This is a genomic window from Terrabacter sp. FW104-15G4B (assembly GCF_058790095.1).
Window position 1 is genome coordinate 165,101 of record NZ_JBYTCI010000002.1, and the last position, 18,844, is coordinate 183,944.

Sequence of the window (18,844 nt, forward strand, 5' to 3'; positions counted from 1 at the left end):
CGCGGGGTGGGGGGGGGGGCGGGGGGGGGGACGCCGGTGACGCGCCCGAGCCCTTCGACGAGGACGGGATCCACCTGCACCCGGTGGCTCTCTCGGCCGAGGAGGTGCGCGACTACTACGAGGGCTTCTCCAACGACACCCTCTGGCCGATCTACCACGACGTCATCGTGCCGGCGAGCTTCCACCGCGAGTGGTGGTCGAGCTACCAGACGGTGAACCGGCGCTTCGCCGAGGCCGTAGCCGAGGTCGCCGCCGAGGGCGCCACGGTCTGGGTCCAGGACTACCAGCTGCAGCTCGTGCCGGCGCTGGTGCGCGCGCTGCGTCCCGACGTGCGCATCGGCTGGTTCAACCACATCCCGTTCCCGCCCGTCGAGCTCTTCGCCCAGCTGCCCTGGCGGGCCCAGCTGCTCGAGGGCCTGCTCGGCGCCGACTTCCTGGGCTTCCAGCGCCAGGCGGACGCCCGGAACTTCGTCCGCGCGTGCCGTCAGCTGCTCGGCGCCCAGACGCGGCGCGACCGGGTCACCGTCGAGGGCTCCCGCCGTCAGGTGCGGGCGGCGGCGATCCCGATCTCCGTCGACTTCAAGGGGCTCGAGGAGCTCGCGAAGCGCCCGGACGTCAGAGCCCGGGCCCGCGAGATCCGCGCGAGCCTCGGCGACCCGGAGGTGCTCATGCTCGGGGTCGACCGCCTCGACTACACCAAGGGCATCCGGCACCGCCTCAAGGCCTACGAGGAGCTGCTCAACGAGGGGCGCTTCGGGCCGCCGGAGGTCACTCTCGTGCAGGTCGCCACGCCGAGCCGGGAGCGCGTCGAGGCCTACCGCAACCTGCGCGCGGAGATCGAGCAGACGGTCGGGCGGATCAACGGCGACCTCGGCCAGATCGGCTCCCCGGCCGTTCACTACCTGCACCACTCCTATCCCCGCGAGGAGATGGCGGCGCTCTTCCAGGCTGCCGACGTCATGCTCGTCACGCCGCTGCGCGACGGCATGAACCTCGTCGCCAAGGAGTACGTCACCTGCCGCCACGACCTCGGCGGCGCACTCGTGCTCTCCGAGTTCACCGGTGCGTGGCACGAGCTGCACCAGGCCTTCGCGTGCAACCCCCACGACATCGAGGGCCTGAAGCAGACCATCATGCGGGCCATCAACACCCCCGCCAAGGACAAGCAGCGCATCATGAAGGCCCTGCGCCGCCGGGTCTCCGACCACGACGTCCAGCGATGGGCGGCGCGCTATCTTGCGGCGCTCGAGGCGGCGCCCGAGATGCCCGTGCCCGAGGCGCGCAGCCACCCCGTGCCGCACGCCGAGGAGACCCCGCTCATGCCCGGCCCCGGCGCGTCGCGCTCATGAGCGTCGGCGTTCCCCCGGCCGAGGCGCTCGAGCGGGCCGCAGCCGCGCCGACCCTGCTCGTCGCCACGGACTTCGACGGCGTGCTGGCGCCGTTTGACACCGACCCGATGAACGTCGCCGCGGTCCCGGGCGCCATCGACACGCTGCGCCGGCTCGCCGGCCTGCCCGGTGTGCACGTCGCCGTGGTATCGGGCCGCGACCTCGACACCCTGCGCGCGCTCACCGGCATCCGAGAGGACGAGCCGATCGTCCTCATCGGCAGCCACGGCGCCGAGTCGTCGAGCCCGGCCGTGCGAGAGGTCATGGAAGCGGCAGCCGTCACCCCGGACGACGAGGCGACCCTCGCCCAGCTGCGTTCCGACATCGAGGCGCTCGTCACGGAGCACCACCCGAAGGCCGCGATCGAGTACAAGTCGGCCGCCGTGGTCGTCCACGTCCGCGGACTCCCCCGTCAGCTGGCCGACGCCGCCGTCGCCGACGCGCGGCGGGTGGCCCTCGACCACCCGGGCGTCAAGGTGCTCAAGGGCAAGTCGGTGCTCGAGCTGTCGGTGTCTCACGCCGACAAGGGGTCTGCCGTGACCGCGCTGGGCCGGCACGTCGGCGCCGTCGCGCGCGTCTACCTCGGCGACGACGTCACCGACGAGGACGCCTTCATGCGGATGCGCCGTCCCGAGGATGTCACGGTCAAGGTGGGCAGCGGATCCACCGCAGCCCGCTACCGCGTCGAGGACGAGCCGGCCGTCGCGGACCTGCTCACCCAGCTGTGGCAGCTCTGCTCAGCGGCTCACGAGGCGGACTGACCCGACAGTCCCGGCACGCGGCATTCCGGCGCTCAGCGCCGGCTCCAGCCGTCAGCTGATGAGGTATGCCGGCCGGCGCGTCCGGCGCTCAGTGGCGCCGCACAGCGCCCGTCGACCCCCGCACGACGAGCTCCGGACGGAAGACGTATTCGGCACGGGGAGAAGGCTGCCCGGCGATCTCGTCGAGCAGGGCACGCACCGTCGCATCACTCATCGCGTTGACGCTCTGTCGCACGGTCGTGAGCGGCGGGTCGGTGAAGGCGATGAGCGTCGAGTCGTCGTAGCCGACCACGGAGAAGTCACGCGGCACGGAGAGGCCACGCTTGCGGGCCTCCCGGATCGCGCCGAGTGCCATGAGGTCGGAGCCGCAGACGACGGCCGTCGCACCACGGTCGAGCAGTCGCCCCGCGGCCGTGGCACCGCCCTCGACGGAGAAGAGCGAGCGCTCGATGAGGTCGTCGACATCGGACCGGCCCGTCAGCTCCTGCATGGAGTGGCGGAACCCCGCGATCTTGCGGATGACCGGCACGTAGCGGTCGGGCCCCACCGCCAGGCCGATCTCGCGGTGGCCGAGGCTCACGAGGTGCTCGAGGGCCAGGCCCATCGACGCGACGTCGTCGTTGCTGATGAACGGCGCGTCGACGCCCTCGATGAAGCCGTTGACCAGCACGAGCGGCAGGTTGCGTTCCCGAAGGGCGATGTAGCGGTCCGGCTGGGTCGTGGTGTCCGCGTGCAGGCCAGAGATGAAGATGATGCCCGCGACGCCGCGCTCGAGCAGCATCTGGACGTAGTCGTCCTCGTGCACTCCCCCGGCGACCTGGGTGCAGAGCACCGGCGTGTAGCCGTTCTGCGCCAGGGAGTTTTCGATGATCTGCGCGAAGGCCGGGAAGATCGGGTTGGTCAGCTCCGGCACGATGAGCCCCACGAGTCCGGCACTCTTGCGGCGCAGGCGACTCGGGCGGTCGTAGCCGAGGACGTCGAGCGCCGTCAGGACGGCCTGACGGGTCGACTCGGCCACTCCGGGCTTGCCGTTGAGCACTCGGGACACGGTGGCCTCGGACACGCTCGCCTGGTCGGCGATGTCGCGCAGTCGTGCCTTCACGTCACCCCCTCCTTCGTCGCACGTGCCGTGGACCGTCGTCGGTGGGACGCCACGTCCAGATGCTGACGCCGGGCCCCGAGGCGCCCAGTGTGACAGTCCGCTTGCGCACCTTCGGCGAATACCCGTAGAGCGGCGAGCCTGACTCGATCCCGGCGAGGTGCCGCGTGTCCAGGACGACCGGCTCGTGCGCGGCGCGCGCCACGTGCACCAGGGCCACCTCGTCGGGAGTCTCACGGAGGTAGACCATCGCGTCAGCCTCGGCGTGCACCCAGCGCAGGCCTCCGCGGCGAAGCGCGACCGACTCCCGACGAGCCCGGATGAGTCCGCGGTAGACCGCGAGCGTGCCTGCATCCCAGTCGCTCTCGTCCCAGGGCATGGGACGGCGGCCGTCCTCGCCGAACGTGCCCTCCATGCCGATCTCGTCGCCGTAGGTCACCATCGGCATCGAGGGGAAGGTCATGAGGAGTCCGGCTGCGGCCTCCACGGCCTCAGGGCCGACGAGGGTGCGGATGCGCGGGACGTCGTGCGACCCGACGAGGTTGAACGAGTGCACGAGGGACTGCCAGGAGATGCGCGAGGTGAAGTCACGCATCGTCTCGACGACCGCGCCGGCGTCGAGCAGCGGGAGCGGCACCGGGGCGCCGAGGAACCGCGGGTCCTTCGGTTCCTGCCGGAGCCATGTCCACGCGGGCTTGCAGAAGCCGGCGTAGTTCATGACGCCGTGCCAGCCGTCACCCGGCATGTCGGGCGTGTAGTCGTGGAAGTGCTCACCCACGAGCAAGGCGTCCGGCGCGACCCGGCCCATGACGTCACGCATCTGCCGGGCGACGTCGTGGTTGACGTCCGTGTCGCGCCAGCGACCGGTCATGTTGGCGACGTCCACCCGCCACCCGTCGAGCCCGCCGGAGCGACCCAGCCACTTGCGTACGACCCCTTGCGGGTGCTCGAAGATGCGGTGGCGCAGCGCCGCATTGAGGTGGTTGAGCTTCGGCAGGGACGGGACTCCCAGCCAGGCGACGTAGCCGCCGTCCTCCCAGATGTAGTAGTCGCGCTCCGGGGTGCGCTTGCTGCCGGGCCCTGAAGCCTTCAGGAACCACTCGTGGGCGTTGCCCGTGTGGTTCGTCGTGAAGTCGCCCATCACCTTCAGGCCGCGCTCGTGAGCGGCCTCGGTGAGCCGGCGCAGCGCCGGCGCGCCGCCGAGCAGCGGGTCGATCTGCTCGAAGGACGACGCGTCGTAGCGGTGGTTGGACCGGGCCGGGAAGAAGGGGGTCATGTAGACGACGTCGACACCCAGTGACTCGAGGTGGTCGAGGTGCTCGGTCATGCCGTCGAGGTCGCCACCGTAGAGCTGGTGAGCCACTCCCTTCGGGCTCAGGTCCACGGGGTCGGACCATGCAGCGGGGATCGCCCAGTCGGGGGTCTCGCGCTTGTCGGCGCCTGCCGAGCGCGCGAAGCGGTCTGGGAAGATCTGGTAGACGACGGCGCCCAGGGCCCACTCGGGAGGGGGGCTCGAGTGCGCCACGAGCCGGAAGTCGCTGGCATCCGGCACGTCACGCTGGTGCACGCCTGTGCCGTTGAGCCACGCGTACTTCGTCGGACCGCCGGTGAGCAGGAAGCGGTAGCTCGTGACCGGGTTGTGGCAGGTCAGCGTCGCCCGCCACCACTCGTCGACCGCGGTCGTACGGACCTTGCGGGCGACCGTGAAGGTGGCCTCGCCGTCGGGTGCCGTGCGCACGTGGACGGACTCCACCTCGGCCTCGAGCGGCACGCGGACGAGCACGTGGACGCGGTCGCCGAGCCGGGGCGCCTGGTTGGAGACGTAACGCCCCGACCCGTCGTGGTGCGGCTGGCTGAGCCAGCTCTGCTGGCGGACCGGGGCGGGGCTCACTTCACGGACCCCGTGGTGAGGCCGCCGACCAGCTGCTTCTGGAAGGCGAGGTAGAGCAGCATGACGGGGATCGAGCCGAGCAGCGCGCCGGCCGTGAACCGCCCGAAGAGCTCGTTGGCGTTGGTGCCGAGCGTCATGCCGTAGAGGCCGACGCCTAGCGTCTGCTGGTCCACGTCGGTGAGGAAGACGCTCGCCAGCATGAACTCGCCGTAGAGGCCGACGAAGACGAGCATGAAGACCGTCACGAGGATCGGCATGACGAGCCGCAGGGTCATCGTGAAGAAGATCCGGGCGTGGCTCGCCCCGTCGACGATCGCCGCCTCGTCGAGCTCGCGCGGCACTGTGTCGAAGTAGCCCTTGAGCAGCCACACGTTGGCGCCGAGCGCCCCACCGAGGTAGGCGAGGATCAGGCCCGTGGTCGTGTTGAGGCCGATGGCGGGGAGCACGTCACCGATGCCGGCGAAGATGATGTACGTCGCGACGATCGCGAGCAGCGCGGGGAAGAACGTCGTCAACAGCAGGAACATCATGCCCGGCCGCCGACCCTTGAACCGCAGGCGGGAGAAGGCGAATGCCGCGCACGCACCGAGGAAGACCGCCATGAGCGCCCCGGCGAACGAGATGATCATCGAGTTCTTGTACCAGGTCCAGAACGGGCGCGAGCTGTCGTTGAACAGGTCGGTGAAGTTCTTCGTCGAGAAGCCGGAGGGCCACAGGCTGGCGGTGTTCAGCGTGCCGCTCGGGTTGGTCGCGGCGGAGTAGATGAAGAGGATCGGGAAGAGCGCCCACATCAGGGCAAGGATGCCCAGGGCGTGACGCCACCAGACCGAACCGCCGAAGCCCTTCTGCTTCGGCGAGACCGGAGTCGTGGTGCTCGGGGGTTCCAGCTCGACGTGGGCGTCCAGGCGCGGGTCGGCGGGCACGGGAGTGTTGAGGGTCGACATCAGTTGACCTCCTCGAGGGCCTTGGTGCGACGGAAGCCCGGGATGCTCATCAGCGCCACGAGCAGGAAGATGACGACCGAGACCGCGGCCGCGAAGCCGTAGTTCGGCGCGCTGCCGGAGAAGGCCAGGCGGTACGCATACGTGATGAGCAGGTCGCTCGAGCCGATGCTCGTGTCGGCGCCGTTGAACGGGCCGCCCTTGGTGAGCAGGTAGATGAGCCCGAAGTTGTTGAAGTTGAAGGCGAAGGACGCGAGCAGCAGCGGACCGACGGCCACGAGCAGCAGCGGCATGATGATCGAGCGCAGCGTCCGGAAGGCGTTGGCGCCGTCGATGGTCGCCGCCTCACGTACGTCCTGCGGGATCGACTGCAGGGCGCCGGTGCACACGATGAACATGTATGGGAAGCCGAGCCACAGGTTGGTGATGAGGATCGCCGCCTTGGCCCCGGCGGGCGTGCCGAGCCAGTCGACGTCAAGGCCCAGCGTCTGGTTGATGATGCCGTAGTCCTGGTTGAACATGCCCTTCCAGACCAGCGCCGTCACGAAGCCGGGCAGCGCGTAGGGCAGGATCAGCAGCGAGCGGTAGATCGCCTTGCCGCGCAGCCTCGGGTCGTTGAAGAGCAGGGCGATGAGCATGCCGAGCAGGAACGTCGAGAGCACCGACACGATCGCGAAGACGACGTTCCAGGCGAAGATGCCGAGGAAGCCGCTGCGGATCGTCGGGTCGGTGAAGATGCGCGAGTAGTTCGCGGCGCCGACGCTCTCCTTCCACCCCTGCGGGAAGCTCACGGTCGGGTCGGCGACGTCCACCCAGCGGGCGTCCTTGGGCGCATACACCGTCGGAGGCTTGGTGGACGAGTCGGTGAGCCTGTCGGCGGCAGCGTCATAGGTGACCGTCGATTTGCCCTCGAAGGCCTCGGAGAGGCCGACCGGCTTGACGCCACCGCCGTCGCTCGTCGGTACGGCGATCGCGGACAGGTCCTTGCTCCGGGCGTTGGCCTGCCGGGCCGTCAGGACGGTGTAACCCGGTGCCTTGGTGACCTTGCCCAAGGAGGTCTTCGCGACACCGGCCGCAGCCAGCGGCTTCAGGCCGCCCTTGTCGCCGACGAACATCGAGCCGTCAGGCTTGGTGAGCAACAGCACCAGGTCGGCGCTGGTGGGGTCGCCGCCCTCCTTCGTCGCGATCGACATCTTGTAGCGCGGGGTGTCGGGGACCTCACGGACCGACTGGGCCACGATGTCGGTGACCGCCTCCTGCTTGCTGTAGAGGTGCCCGTCGCCGTAGTTCGTCGTCGAGAGGTTGACGGTGTAGAGCACGGGCCACAGCTGGAAGAGGGTCATGAAGAGCAGACCCGGCACCAGGTACTTCAGGGGGACGGCCCGTCGCATCGCGTAGACCGCGAGGATGCCCATCCCCACGAGTCCGGCGATGACCACGGCCATCGTGTTGCCTGCCTCCGCGAGCCTGGTGGCGATCCAGAGGATGCCGGCCATCACCGCGACGATGAGAACCCACTTGATCGCGAGCGCGATGGGCTTGGTCATGTGACACGTCCTTTTGCGCCGACCCGGCGCCGTTGCCGTAGATACACGAAGGGGAGCTCTCGCGGAGCTCCCTGGTGGCCCGGGCCCGTACGCGTGGCCGGGCCGGGACCCCCGGGGGCCGCCCCCCCGGCGGACCCCGGAACCCCTGGTGGACCGAGCGAGCTCAGCCCTTGGCGATGTTGGCCGCGATCTCCTTGGCAGCAGCGTCGAGACGCTCCTTGGCACCGGCCTTGCCTGCGATGATGTCAGCGGTCGCCTGGCCGAAGGGGCCCCAGACCGAGTTCATCGCGGGGATGTTGGGCATCGGCTTGCCGTCGGCGCCGGCCTCGTACCACGCCTTGACGTCGGGGTCGCTCGCGGCGACCTCGTCGTAGGCCTCCTTGAGGGCCGGCGGACGCTTGCCGACCTCGAAGAGGGCCAGCTGGACGTCCTTGCGCGGGATGTAGTTCGTGACGAACTCCTGCGCGAGGGCGGCGTTCTTGGCCTTGCTCGAGACGTAGAACATCTGGACACCGAGGAACGGCTTCATGGCGCTGCCACCGGTGAGGCTGGGCAGCGGGGCGATGCCGTAGTTGATGCCGGCTTCCTTGGCCTTCGCGACGCTCCACGGGCCGGAGATCATGAACGGGGCGGCCTTCGTGTCGAAGAGCGCGTCCTGGTTCGTGTCGTCGACGTTGGTCGAGAGGACCTTCTTCTTGCCGAGCTCGCCGAGGACCTCACCGCCCTTGACGGAGTCAGGGGTGTTGACGATCAGCTTGTTCGGGTCGTAGTCGCCGTTGCCCTTCGTGGCGAAGATGCCACCCTCGGGGAAGGCCGAGAGGTACGGGTAGGCGAAGTACGCGTTGCCGACCTTGGAGACGAACTGGCTGAGGACCTGCTTGGCCTTGCCCGCCTTGACGAGCTTCTCGCCGGTGGCGACGAGCTCGTCCATGGTCTTGGGGGCGTTGGGGACGAGGTCCTTGTTGTACATCAGGCCGATGTTCTCGACGGCGTAGGGAACGCCGTAGGACTGGCCGTTGAACTTGGTGGCCGCGATGGCGTTCGGCAGGAACTTGGCCGCGACGTCCGAGCTGAGGTTGACCGGGGCGACCGTGGAGTTCTGGACGAGCTCGCCGAGCCAGTCGTGGGCGCCGACGATGACGTCGGGGCCCTTGCCGACCTTGGTGGCGTCCTTGAACTGGGCGCGGGTGTCGGTCGAGATCTGGACCTTGACCGTCACGCCGTTCTCCGCGGCGAACTCGTCGGCGTACTTCTGCACGGCCTTGGAGCGGTCGGCGTCGGTCCAGATGACGAGGTCGACGTTGGCGTCACGGACGGGAGCAGCGGTGCCGCTCGGCGTCTCGGGAGTGCCGCTTGTGGTGGCCTTGCTGCTGCCGGCGCTGCCGGCGGTGCCGGCGGCACCGGTGTTGGACGGGGTGGTGGGGCTGGACCCACCGCAGGCGCTGAGGGCCAGGGCGGCAACACCCGTGACGGCAACAGCGGCAAGCGCACGCTTGTGCATGGATTCTCCTTTGAAGCCAGGTGGCACACGCCGCCACCGGTGCCCCGGAATGTAGCAAGAACTTGCAGAGATCGGGAAACCCCTTGCAGCAAGTCTTTGCAACGTTCCGGATACATCGCGAAACGTCCGGTCAGCCCCTTTGGGCGCGGGTTCCCGCCACGTCGGCCCAGGGGTGGTCATCCTGCCACGCATGGGTCATGATGACGGTGCCTGCCCACCCGGGCACGCAGCACCTTTACAACGGATCGTCCGGCACGTTCCTGCCGGTGAAGGAAGGCAAAGAAGCCATGGCAACAGTGACGTTCGACAACGCGACGAGGCAGTACCCCGGCAACCCGGTCCCCTCCGTCGACAAGCTCAACATCGAGATCGCGGACGGGGAGTTCCTCGTCCTGGTCGGTCCCTCCGGGTGTGGCAAGTCCACCTCCCTGCGCATGCTCGCCGGACTCGAGGAGGTCAACGAGGGCCGCATCCTCATCGGTGACCGCGACGTGACCAACCTGTCCCCCAAGGACCGCGACGTCGCGATGGTCTTCCAGAACTACGCGCTCTACCCGCACATGACGGTCGCCGACAACATGGGCTTTGCGCTCAAGATCGCCGGCGTCGACAAGTCCGAGATCCGCAAGCGCGTCGAGGAGGCCGCCAAGATCCTGGACCTGACGCCCTACCTGGACCGCAAGCCCAAGGCGCTCTCCGGTGGCCAGCGCCAGCGCGTCGCCATGGGCCGCGCCATCGTCCGCTCGCCGCAGGTCTTCCTCATGGACGAGCCGCTGTCCAACCTCGACGCCAAGCTGCGCGTCCAGACGCGTACGCAGATCGCCTCGCTCCAGCGCCGTCTCGGCGTCACGACGGTGTACGTCACGCACGACCAGGTCGAGGCCATGACGATGGGCGACCGCGTCGCGGTGCTCAAGGACGGCATCCTGCAGCAGTGCGACAGCCCGCGGAGGATGTACGACCACCCGGCCAACGTCTTCGTCGCGGGCTTCATCGGCTCACCGGCCATGAACCTGATGAGCGTGCCCGTCTCCGATGCCGGCGTCGACCTGCACGGCCACATGGTGCCGATCGCCCGCCAGGACCTGTCCGGCGTGGGCAAGGACGTGACCCTGGGGGTCCGTCCCGAGGACCTCGAGCTGTCGTCCGACGCCTCGGGCATCCCGGTCACGGTCGACGTCGTCGAGGAGCTCGGCGCCGACGCGTACATCTACGGCTCCACCGAGCAGAAGCTGCTCGAGGCGACCGGTGAGAACGCCGGCGCGGTGCCGTTCATCGCGCGCGTCGACGGTCGTCGCCCCCCGGAGAAGGGCGAGAAGATCTACCTCAAGCCGAAGCACGGCCACGTGCACGTCTTCAACTCCGAGTCGGGCCTGCGCGTCGGCGACTGAGCCACCCCGCGTAGCGCCGAAGACGCCGCCGGGCCGGCACCCCTCGTGGGGTGCCGGCCCGGTGCCGTTGCAGGGCCGTTGCAGGGCCGTTGCAGGGCCGTTGCAGGGCAAGGGCCGGGGTGGAGCACAGGTCCGGCAAGGCGTGGTGGCGACCCTCGACCTCGGGCCGTTGGTGGACTGGCACCCCCACCCCTTCGTGAACGTCGCCACGATCGGCGACGGCTCGACGCTGCTCAATGCGCCCGCATCGCCGTGCTGTTCCTGGCTCTGGCCACCCTGGCGCTGTGGGCCGATCGACGCCTCTCGCGCGGGCGTGCCACGATGATGGCGTGACGCTCCAGATCACCACAGCCAGGCCCGAGTCCGCCCTGCTCGACCTGCCCTGGTCGACACCGCTCGAGGAGTGGCCGGAGCACTACCTGGCCGCCCTCCCCCGCGGCATCTCCCGGCACGTCGTGCGGTTCGTCAAGCTCGGCCCCCGGGTGCTCGCGGTCAAGGAGATCAAGGACGACCTCGCCGACCGCGAGTACGCCATGCTGCGCAACCTGCGCCGCATGGACGTGCCGAGCGTCGAGCCGTTCGGTGTCGTCCACGGCCGCACGACGCCCGACGGCGAGCCGCTCGACGCCTGCCTCGTCACGCGTCACCTGCAGTTCTCCCTCCCGTACCGCGCCCTCTACAGCCAGAACCTGCGTCCTGACACTGCGGTGCGCCTGATGGACGCCCTTGCCCTGCTCCTCGTGCGCCTGCACCTCGAGGGCTTCTGGTGGGGCGACGTGTCGCTGTCCAACACCCTCTTCCGCCGGGACGCCGGCGCCTTCGCGGCCTACCTCGTCGATGCCGAGACCGGCGAGCTGCACGCGTCGCTCTCCGACGGTCAGCGCGAGCACGACCTCGACATCGCGCGGGTCAACATCGCCGGCGAGCTGATGGACCTCGCGGCCGGCGGCTTCCTCGAGGAGCACGCCGACCCGTTCGACGTGTCGGCGTCGATCATCGAGCGCTACCACACGCTCTGGGACGCCCTCACTGGCACCGAGCGCTTTGAGGTCGGCGACCGTTGGCGCGTCGACGAGCGCATCCGGCGCCTCAACGAGCTGGGCTTCGACGTCGACGAGCTGTCGATCACCACCGACATCGGCGGCACGGAGATCGTGATCACCCCGAAGGTCGTCGACGCAGGCCACCACTCGCGCCGCCTGCTGCGCCTGACCGGGCTCGACGTGGGCGAGAACCAGGCCCGCCGCCTGCTCAACGACCTCGACGCCTACGCGGCCGCCACCGACCGCCAGGGCGACGACGAGGAGATCGTTGCGCACGAGTGGCTGGCCAAGGTCTACGAGCCGGTCACCCGCGCCGTGCCGCGCGAGCTGAAGGGCCGCCTCGAGCCGGCCGAGATCTTCCACGAGGTGCTCGAGCACCGCTGGTACCTGAGCGAGCGGGCCGGGCACGACACGCCGATCGAGGAGGCGCTGCGCGACTACCTCGCGACGGTCCTTCCGGCCAAGCCCGAGGAGAAGTCGGTGCTCGGCGTCGACACCGAGGAGATGCCGGTCATCAGCCGCTTCGACTGAGGACGTATGCCGCCTGGCCCGTCTGGCTTGTCTGCCCCGCTGGCTCGTCGCGGGGGCTGAGCAGCGCGGGTCGAGGTGCGCCGTCGCGACCGGGCCCGGCGGCAGACCTCGAACGGGTCTAGGCGCGCTCGTCGGCCGGGGTGGAGAGGATCTGGCCGAAGAGCACGGCGATCCACAGCAGGAAGGTCACGACGTGCACCGCGGTGCACCACAGGCAGATGGCGTGGACGCGGTAGAGCTCGGCCCACACGAGGTAGAGCGCCATGCCGAGGCCGATGGTGACCCAGCCGAGGCGGACGGCGTCGAGCCACCTCTCCGGTCGGCGCCAGACGCCGGGCAGGCACAGGGCCCCGGTGACGGCGAAGAAGACGAGCCCGAGCAGGGCGACGGGCACGCCCATGAAGGTGCTCCAGGCGCTCGTCGTGACCTTGGCGCAGTCGACGACGCCGCCGATGCTGCAGGCGAGGGTCGCGTTGGCCGTGAAGTGCTCGAACGTCAGGTACACCGAGACGAGCAGGCCCACGACGGCGAGCGCGAGGGACACGGGGGCGAGCCAGCCTGGCCGCGCGCGGCGGCCTGGCACCGCGGCCCCGCCCTCCGTGGTCGGGTCGTCGCGCAGTGAGCTCACGGGGACGTCACCGCTTGAGCAGCACGGACGCGGACGCGACGCCCTGGCTCGTGCAGACGTCGGCCGGCTTGCCCTTGGTCTCCTGGCAGATCTGGGCCGTGATCATGTTGATCGCCGGGGTGACCGTCTTGCCGATGTCGGAGGTTGGGTCCTGGATGCCGGCGATGATCTGGTCGTAGGTCTTGCCCTCGAAGGCGTTCGCGTCGACGGTCGCACCGTCGGTGGCGTAGGTGCCGCCGTAGGTGATCCACGGGATGCCGCCGCCCGGGTTGAACTTCTGGAAGAGCGCGAGGTTCTGGCCGTCGAGGGTCTGCAGGGGCTTGCCCTCGCGGTCCTGGGTCTCGATGGCCTCGAAGGCGACGACGTCGCTGGTGTACTTGGCGTCCTTGAACGAGAAGGTCGGGGTGTTCGGGTGCACGTCGGTGCTCGAGCTCGTCGTCTCGGTGACACCGGTGACCGTGCCGAAGCGCGAGAGTGCACCGATGAGCGCCCAGCGCTCCATCGCGCAGAAGGGGCAGTACTCGGCGCCGATGTAGAGCACCTTCGGCTTGCCATCCTGGGTCAGGGGGGTGGCACCGGCGAGCTTCTTGGGCGCCTGCTCCGGGGAGGGCGCCGGCGCCTTGTCGAAGAGGGCTGCGGGCAGCTTCTCGAGGGTGGCGAGGGCAGCAGCACCGCCGGACGCGGCTGCCGCCGGAGCCTCCTTGGGCCGGTTCGAGATGACGACCCCGACGACGACGGCGATGACCACGATGACGACGGCGACCACGGCAGCGACGACCTGGGTTCGCTGGCGGTCCTTGCGGGCTGCGTCAGCGCGCAGCTGCGCGGCTCGGGCCGCCGTCTCGGCACGGTTGCTGTTCGCCACGGTTTCGGTCCTCCGGGATCTTCTGCTGCGCCAACCGCAGCCGGGCTCTGGGTACTACCGCTCGTAGTTGACCTGCGCACGCACTCTACCGAGGTCACCTGAACCAGCGTCGGAGAGGGTCCGTGAGTTCCCGGTGGCGTCAGGAGGCGAGCACGTGTGCCGTCCGACCGGCCGGACCGCATACGTCAGCGGCGGCGCTGCCGGGCGATCTCGTAGAGCGTCACGCCCGTGGCGAGCCCGGCGTTCAGCGACTCGACGGCGGAGCTCATCGGGATCGAGACGATCTGGTCGCACGTCTCGCGCACCAGCCTGGAGAGGCCCTTGCCCTCCGAGCCCGTCACGATGACGAGCGGCTCGCTCGCGAGCGTGACGTCGGGCAGCTCGACGTCGCCGTCCATGTCGAGGCCGAGGATGAAGAAGCCGGCCTTCTTGAACTCCTCGAGCGCGCGGGTCAGGTTGCTCGCCCGTGCCACCGGGATGCGCGCGGCGGCGCCTGCCGAGGTCTTCCAGGCCGACGCGGTCATGCCGACCGAGCGCCGCTCGGGGACCACGACGCCGTGACCGCCGAAGGCCGCCACGGACCGCACGATGGCGCCGAGGTTGCGCGGGTCGGTGATGCCGTCGAGGGCCACGACCAGCGGGATGCCGGGCATCTCGGGGTCGATGAGGTCGTTCGGGTGGGCGTAGTCGTAGGGCGGCACCTGCAGCGCCAGCCCCTGGTGTACCCCGCCGTCGGTCAGGCGGTCGAGCTCGCCGCGGGGCGTCTCGAGGATCGCGAGCCCGCGTTCGGTGGCCAGCTTGAGGGCCTCGCGGACGCGGTCGTCGGTGTCGATGCGAGTCGCGATGTACATCGTGGCGACGGGCACGTCGGCGCGCAGGGCCTCGACGACCGAGTTGCGGCCGTAGACCATCTCGCTCGACGCCTTGCTGCCACGGCTCTTTGACCGCGTCTGCCCGCGGCCCCCCGGACCCGAGGTCCCGGTGCCGGCACGCTTCGCGACGGCCTTGGCCCGCTTGTGGGCGGGGTGGTACTCGCGGTCGGCGGCCTTGGGCGTGGGGCCCTTGCCCTCGAGCCCGCGCCGGCGCTGGCCGCCGGAGCCGACGGTCGCGCCCTTGCTGTTCTTGCGGATGGCGCCGCGCCGCTGGGAGTTGCCTGGCATGTCAGCCCTGTGCCTTCTCGGCCCCGAGGGCCGCAGTGGTGAGGTCGGTGATCTCGGTGGAGGCGGCGTCGCCGCGGCCCGGCCGCGCGAGCGACCACTGGGCCCCCGAGGGGGTGTCGGTGATCTCGATGCCGACGGACGTGAGGGTGTCGCGGATCTCGTCGGCCCGGTCGAAGTCGCGCTCCTGACGGGCGACCTGGCGGGCGTCGAGGTGTGCCCGCACCAGCGCCTCGAGAGCGCGCTCGGCGGCGACGTCCTCGCGGCTGCTGCCCGAACCCCAGTGCGGCGCGAGCGGGTTCACGCCGAGCACCTCGGTCATGGCGACCACGGCGGCGGCCGCCTCGAGGGCCACCTCGTCGTCGTCCTCGTCGAGCGCGCTGTTGCCGGCCCGCACCGTGTCGTGCACGACGGCGAGCGCCCCGCTGACGCCCAGGTCGTCGTCCATCGCCGCGACGAAGGCCGCCGGCAGCTCGGTGGCCGGCACCGGACGGATCCGACCGCGCCGCCCGGCACGCTCGAGGAAGCCCTCGATGCGCTCCACCGCAGCGGCGGCCTCCTCGAGGGAGCCGGGGTGGTACTCGATCATCGAGCGGTAGTGCGCCGCCGTGAGGTAGTAGCGCAGCACGATCGGCCGCGTCGTCTCGAGCAGGTGGCCCACCTCGAGGGCGTTGCCGAGGGACTTGCCCATCTTCTGGCCCTTGACCGTGACCCACGCGTTGTGGAGCCAGTAGCGGGCGAAGCCCAGGCCCGCCGCCCGCGACTGCGCCTGCTCGTTCTCGTGGTGCGGGAACCGGAGGTCGATGCCGCCGCCGTGGATGTCGAACTCGTCACCGAGCCAGCGCCGCGCCATGGCCGAGCACTCGAGGTGCCAGCCCGGCCGGCCGGCACCGAAGGGCGTCGGCCAGGAGGCGCTCTCGGGCTCGTCGGACTTGTGGCCCTTCCAGAGGGCGAAGTCGCGCGGGTCGCGCTTGCCGCGGGGGTCGGCGTCGTCGACGCTCGCCATGTCGTCGAGCGACTGGCCCGTCAGGGAGCCGTAGTCGGGCCACGAGCGCACGTCGAAGTACACGTCGCCGCTGCCGTCGGGGGCGGCATACGCGTGCCCCTTCTCGATGAGCGTCTCCATGAGCGTCACCATGTCAGGCACGTGGCCGGTGGCGCGCGGCTCGTAGGTCGCGGGCTCGACACCGAGGGCGTCGAGCGCCTGCGAGGTGAGGCGCTCGTTGCGGTAGGTCAGGGCGAACCACGGCTCGCCCGCCTCGGCCGCCTTGCGCAGCACCTTGTCGTCGATGTCGGTGACGTTGCGCACGAGCGTGACGTCGTAACCGTGGCCGGTCTCGAGCCAGCGGCGCAGCACGTCGAACGCGACGGCGAAACGGACGTGGCCGATGTGCGGCGCACCCTGGGTCGTGAGGCCACAGATGTACATGCCGACCTTGCCCGCCTCGCGCGGCGTGAAGTCGCGCAGCTCCCGGGTCGCGGTGTCGAACAGTCGTAGGCTCACCCGCCGAAGTCTATCGGCGCGTCGCCGGGCACCCGACCACGCACGATCGCCCACCGCGCTCCCACCCGAGCACACGGCATACGCCGTCCCGCGTATGCCGTGTGCCGCGGTCCCAGCGAGGGGCTCAGTGCCCCCTGCGGATCCACTCCTCGACGTCCGGCGACTCGTCGCCGATCGTCGTCGAGTCGCCGTGGCCGGTGAGGACCGCCGTCTCGGGCGGCAGCGAGAGGAGCTGCTCCCGAATGGACTCGACGATGGTCGGGAAGTCCGAGAACGAACGCCCCGTCGCACCCGGACCACCCGAGAAGAGCGTGTCTCCGGTGAAGACGACGCCGAGGTCGGCCGCGTAGAAGCAGCAGGCGCCCGGCGCGTGCCCGGGGGTGTGCAGCACGACGAGCTCGACGTCGCCGACAGGGACGACATCGCCGTCGGCGAGGTCCTCCGTCGGGGCGAGGTCGGGGTGGGCCCGGTCCCACAGCACCCGGTCGTCCGGGTGCAGCGCGACCTTCACGCCGGGGTGCGCGGCGAGCAGCTCGGGCACGACGGTGACGTGGTCGTCGTGGGCGTGCGTCAGCAGCACGTGCGTGAGGCGGCGGTCGCCGACCAGTTCGAGGATCGGGGCCGCGTCGTGCGGGGCGTCGATGACGACGCACTCCTTGTCGTCACCGACGACCCAGACGTTGTTCTCGACCTCCCACGTCCCGCCGTCGAGGCTGAAGGTGCCCTCCGTGGTGGTGTGGTCGATGCGGACGCCGCCATCGGAGGCCGGGGACTCGGCGGTCTCGTCGGCGCTCACAGCTCCACCACCGAGCGCAGCACCTCGCCGGCGTGCATCTTGTCGAAGGCCGCCTCCACGTCGCCGAGGCCGATGCGCTCGGAGACGAAGGCGTCGAGGTCGAAGCGGCCCTGCTTGTAGAGCTCGACGAGCATCGGGAAGTCGCGGCTCGGGAGGCAGTCGCCGTACCAGCTCGACTTGAGGGCGCCGCCACGGCCGAAGATGTCGATCATCGGCAGCGTCACCTGCTGGTCGGGCGTCGGCACTCCGACGAGGACGACCGTGCCGGCGAGGTCACGGGCGTAGAACGCCTGCTCGTAGGTCTCGGGGCGCCCGACCGCCTCGACGACGACGTCGGCGCCGTTGCCACCGGTCAGGCTGCGGATGGCCTCGACGGGGTCGGTGTCCGCGCTGTTGACGGTGTGCGTCGCGCCGAAGTGCTTCGCCTGCTCGAGCTTCGCGTCGCTGATGTCGACGGCGATGATCGTGGTCGCGCCGGCCACCTCGGCACCGGCGATGGCGGCATTCCCGACGCCACCGCAGCCGATGACGGCGACCGAGTCGCCGCGGCTCACCCCGCCGGTGTTGACGGCAGCGCCGAAGCCGGCCATCACGCCGCAGCCGAGCAGACCCACCGCGGCGGCGTCCGCCTCCGGCACCTTCGTGCACTGGCCTGCGGCGACCAAGGTCTTCTCGATGAAGGCGCCGATGCCGAGCGCCGGCGTCAGCTCCGTGCCATCGGTCAGGGACATCTTCTGTGTCGCGTTGTGAGTGTTGAAGCAGTACCAGGGCTTGCCCTTGGCGCAGGCGCGACACTGCCCGCAGACGGCCCGCCAGTTGAGCACCACGAAGTCACCGGCTGCGACCTCCGTGACGCCTTCTCCCACGGCCTCCACGTAGCCGGCGGCCTCGTGCCCGAGCAGGAACGGGTAGTCGTCGTTGATGCCACCCTCGCGGTAGTGCAGATCGGTGTGGCACACGCCGCAGGTCTCGATCCTCACGACCGCCTCACCGGGCCCGGGGTCCGGCACGACGACGTCGACGACCTCGACCTCGGCCCCCTTGCTGCGGCTGATGACGCCCTTGACGGTCTGCGGCATGACTGCTCCTTCTGCCTCGTCGGTACGGTCGGTCCGATCCTGCCAAATCCACTCGCCGATGCAACGAGTGGTACGCAAGTGCCCACTCGACCGGGACTTGGCCTGATTCGAGTGGGCACCCCTTCACGCGCTCCAAAAGGCGTTCGGGCTCAGCTGTCGCGGGTGGTCCCGCCCGTGCGCCGGATCTCGCCGGCATTCCCGGTGTCGTCGCCGTAGCCGGTCTCGCCGCGCAGGCCCTCGCCGTTGCGCGTGTCGTCCAGGCGGTTGCCGTGCTCGTCGACGCGGTAGCCCTCCTTGTCGGTGCGCACGTCCGGGTCGTGCAGGTCGGCCTGGCGCATCCGCTCGTCCCGCTCGAGACGGACCGCCTCGGCGTCGCCCGAGTGCTCCCGGGCCTCGGCCTCGAGGCGCTCCGCCTCGAGCCGGCGCTTCTCAGCCTCCGCACGGGCGAGCTCCGAGCGGGCCTTGGCCTCGGTCGCACTCACCTCGCGCTCCCGCAGCTTCTGGTCGTGCTCCGCCGCCTCCTGCCGGATCTCGGCCGCCTTGTCGCGTTTGGCCTCCTCGCGTCGACCCTTGGTGCGTGACGTCACGAACGCGATGACCGCGATCACGACGACCACGGCCACGATGATCCAGATGATGGTGCTGGTCTCCATACGTCCTCCTGGTGAGGGCTACAAGCGGCGACTGACCGCTCCACGGGAGTGCGTACCCGCGAGGCCGCG

The 18,844-nt window shown here is 70.2% G+C and carries 16 protein-coding genes; 4 read left to right on the plus strand and 12 right to left on the minus strand.

Annotated features, from left to right (window positions below):
* Both AC3WRT_RS02615 and otsB read left to right on the plus strand, forming a co-directional pair.
* A partial coding sequence (locus AC3WRT_RS02615) for an alpha,alpha-trehalose-phosphate synthase (UDP-forming) (RefSeq protein ID WP_492718781.1) occupies positions 1–1,349 on the plus strand: 1,349 nt, incomplete at its 5' end.
* Positions 1,346–2,149, plus strand: coding sequence for a trehalose-phosphatase (otsB, locus tag AC3WRT_RS02620; RefSeq protein ID WP_492718783.1), 804 nt, complete (start codon positions 1,346–1,348; stop codon positions 2,147–2,149). The genes AC3WRT_RS02615 and otsB, both read left to right, overlap by 4 nt.
* A gap of 88 nt (positions 2,150–2,237) precedes the next feature.
* On the opposite strand, the gene AC3WRT_RS02625 is transcribed toward otsB, so the two are convergent.
* From AC3WRT_RS02625 to AC3WRT_RS02645, 5 genes are all read right to left on the minus strand, one after another.
* Positions 2,238–3,251 carry a LacI family DNA-binding transcriptional regulator gene (locus AC3WRT_RS02625; protein WP_492718785.1) on the minus strand — a complete coding sequence of 338 codons (1,014 nt, stop codon included), beginning with the start codon at positions 3,249–3,251 and terminating at the stop codon, positions 2,238–2,240.
* A gap of 1 nt (position 3,252) precedes the next feature.
* Positions 3,253–5,139, minus strand: a complete 1,887-nt coding sequence (locus tag AC3WRT_RS02630; protein WP_492718787.1) for a glycoside hydrolase family 13 protein — start codon at positions 5,137–5,139, stop codon at positions 3,253–3,255.
* Positions 5,136–6,083 carry a sugar ABC transporter permease gene (locus tag AC3WRT_RS02635; protein WP_492718789.1) on the minus strand — a complete coding sequence of 316 codons (948 nt, stop codon included), beginning with the start codon at positions 6,081–6,083 and terminating at the stop codon, positions 5,136–5,138. The genes AC3WRT_RS02630 and AC3WRT_RS02635 overlap by 4 nt, the downstream gene beginning before the upstream one ends.
* A complete protein-coding gene (locus AC3WRT_RS02640) occupies positions 6,083–7,627 on the minus strand; it encodes an ABC transporter permease subunit (RefSeq protein ID WP_492718791.1) in 1,545 nt (514 codons plus the stop codon). Before AC3WRT_RS02640 ends, AC3WRT_RS02635 begins: the two co-directional genes overlap by 1 nt.
* A gap of 163 nt (positions 7,628–7,790) precedes the next feature.
* Positions 7,791–9,128 (minus strand): sugar ABC transporter substrate-binding protein, encoded by a 1,338-nt coding sequence (locus AC3WRT_RS02645; RefSeq protein ID WP_492718793.1) that lies wholly within the window; start codon positions 9,126–9,128, stop codon positions 7,791–7,793.
* A 287-nt stretch (positions 9,129–9,415) separates the two neighbouring features.
* On the opposite strand from AC3WRT_RS02645, the gene AC3WRT_RS02650 reads away from it, so the two are divergent.
* Both AC3WRT_RS02650 and AC3WRT_RS02655 read left to right on the plus strand, forming a co-directional pair.
* Positions 9,416–10,519 carry an ABC transporter ATP-binding protein gene (locus AC3WRT_RS02650; RefSeq protein ID WP_492718795.1) on the plus strand — a complete coding sequence of 368 codons (1,104 nt, stop codon included), beginning with the start codon at positions 9,416–9,418 and terminating at the stop codon, positions 10,517–10,519.
* A gap of 329 nt (positions 10,520–10,848) precedes the next feature.
* Entirely contained in the window at positions 10,849–12,093 is a 1,245-nt protein-coding gene (locus AC3WRT_RS02655) for a DUF4032 domain-containing protein (RefSeq protein ID WP_492718797.1), read from the plus strand.
* A gap of 118 nt (positions 12,094–12,211) precedes the next feature.
* Here the strand turns inward: AC3WRT_RS02655 and AC3WRT_RS02660 are convergent, their stop codons facing one another.
* From AC3WRT_RS02660 to AC3WRT_RS02690, 7 genes are all read right to left on the minus strand, one after another.
* Positions 12,212–12,721 (minus strand): vitamin K epoxide reductase family protein, encoded by a 510-nt coding sequence (locus tag AC3WRT_RS02660; RefSeq protein WP_492718799.1) that lies wholly within the window; start codon positions 12,719–12,721, stop codon positions 12,212–12,214.
* 7 nt (positions 12,722–12,728) lie between these two features.
* A complete protein-coding gene (locus AC3WRT_RS02665) occupies positions 12,729–13,586 on the minus strand; it encodes a DUF929 family protein (RefSeq protein WP_492718801.1) in 858 nt (285 codons plus the stop codon).
* Positions 13,587–13,771: 185 nt separating this feature from the next.
* Positions 13,772–14,746: a 23S rRNA (guanosine(2251)-2'-O)-methyltransferase RlmB gene (rlmB, locus tag AC3WRT_RS02670; protein ID WP_492718803.1), complete on the minus strand. Its 975-nt coding sequence runs from the start codon at positions 14,744–14,746 to the stop codon at positions 13,772–13,774.
* A 1-nt stretch (position 14,747) separates the two neighbouring features.
* Positions 14,748–16,247 carry a cysteine--tRNA ligase gene (gene cysS / locus AC3WRT_RS02675; RefSeq protein ID WP_492718805.1) on the minus strand — a complete coding sequence of 500 codons (1,500 nt, stop codon included), beginning with the start codon at positions 16,245–16,247 and terminating at the stop codon, positions 14,748–14,750.
* Between the two features lie 124 nt (positions 16,248–16,371).
* Positions 16,372–17,043, minus strand: coding sequence for an MBL fold metallo-hydrolase (locus AC3WRT_RS02680; RefSeq protein ID WP_492718807.1), 672 nt, complete (start codon positions 17,041–17,043; stop codon positions 16,372–16,374).
* Complete coding sequence (locus tag AC3WRT_RS02685) at positions 17,040–18,122, minus strand: S-(hydroxymethyl)mycothiol dehydrogenase (RefSeq protein WP_492718809.1); 1,083 nt, start codon at positions 18,120–18,122, stop codon at positions 17,040–17,042. Before AC3WRT_RS02685 ends, AC3WRT_RS02680 begins: the two co-directional genes overlap by 4 nt.
* Positions 18,123–18,271: 149 nt before the next feature.
* Entirely contained in the window at positions 18,272–18,775 is a 504-nt protein-coding gene (locus tag AC3WRT_RS02690; RefSeq protein ID WP_492718811.1) for a hypothetical protein, read from the minus strand.
* Positions 18,776–18,844 lie beyond the last annotated feature (69 nt).

Coding starts and splice junctions, on each gene's coding strand:
- AC3WRT_RS02635 (WP_492718789.1), bottom strand. CDS start 6,083: ATGTCGACCCTCAACACTCCCGTGCCCGCCGACCCGCGCCTGGACGCC.
- rlmB (WP_492718803.1), bottom strand. CDS start 14,746: ATGCCAGGCAACTCCCAGCGGCGCGGCGCCATCCGCAAGAACAGCAAG.
- otsB (WP_492718783.1), top strand. CDS start 1,346: ATGAGCGTCGGCGTTCCCCCGGCCGAGGCGCTCGAGCGGGCCGCAGCC.
- AC3WRT_RS02685 (WP_492718809.1), bottom strand. CDS start 18,122: ATGCCGCAGACCGTCAAGGGCGTCATCAGCCGCAGCAAGGGGGCCGAG.
- AC3WRT_RS02650 (WP_492718795.1), top strand. CDS start 9,416: ATGGCAACAGTGACGTTCGACAACGCGACGAGGCAGTACCCCGGCAAC.
- AC3WRT_RS02690 (WP_492718811.1), bottom strand. CDS start 18,775: ATGGAGACCAGCACCATCATCTGGATCATCGTGGCCGTGGTCGTCGTG.
- AC3WRT_RS02640 (WP_492718791.1), bottom strand. CDS start 7,627: ATGACCAAGCCCATCGCGCTCGCGATCAAGTGGGTTCTCATCGTCGCG.
- AC3WRT_RS02645 (WP_492718793.1), bottom strand. CDS start 9,128: ATGCACAAGCGTGCGCTTGCCGCTGTTGCCGTCACGGGTGTTGCCGCC.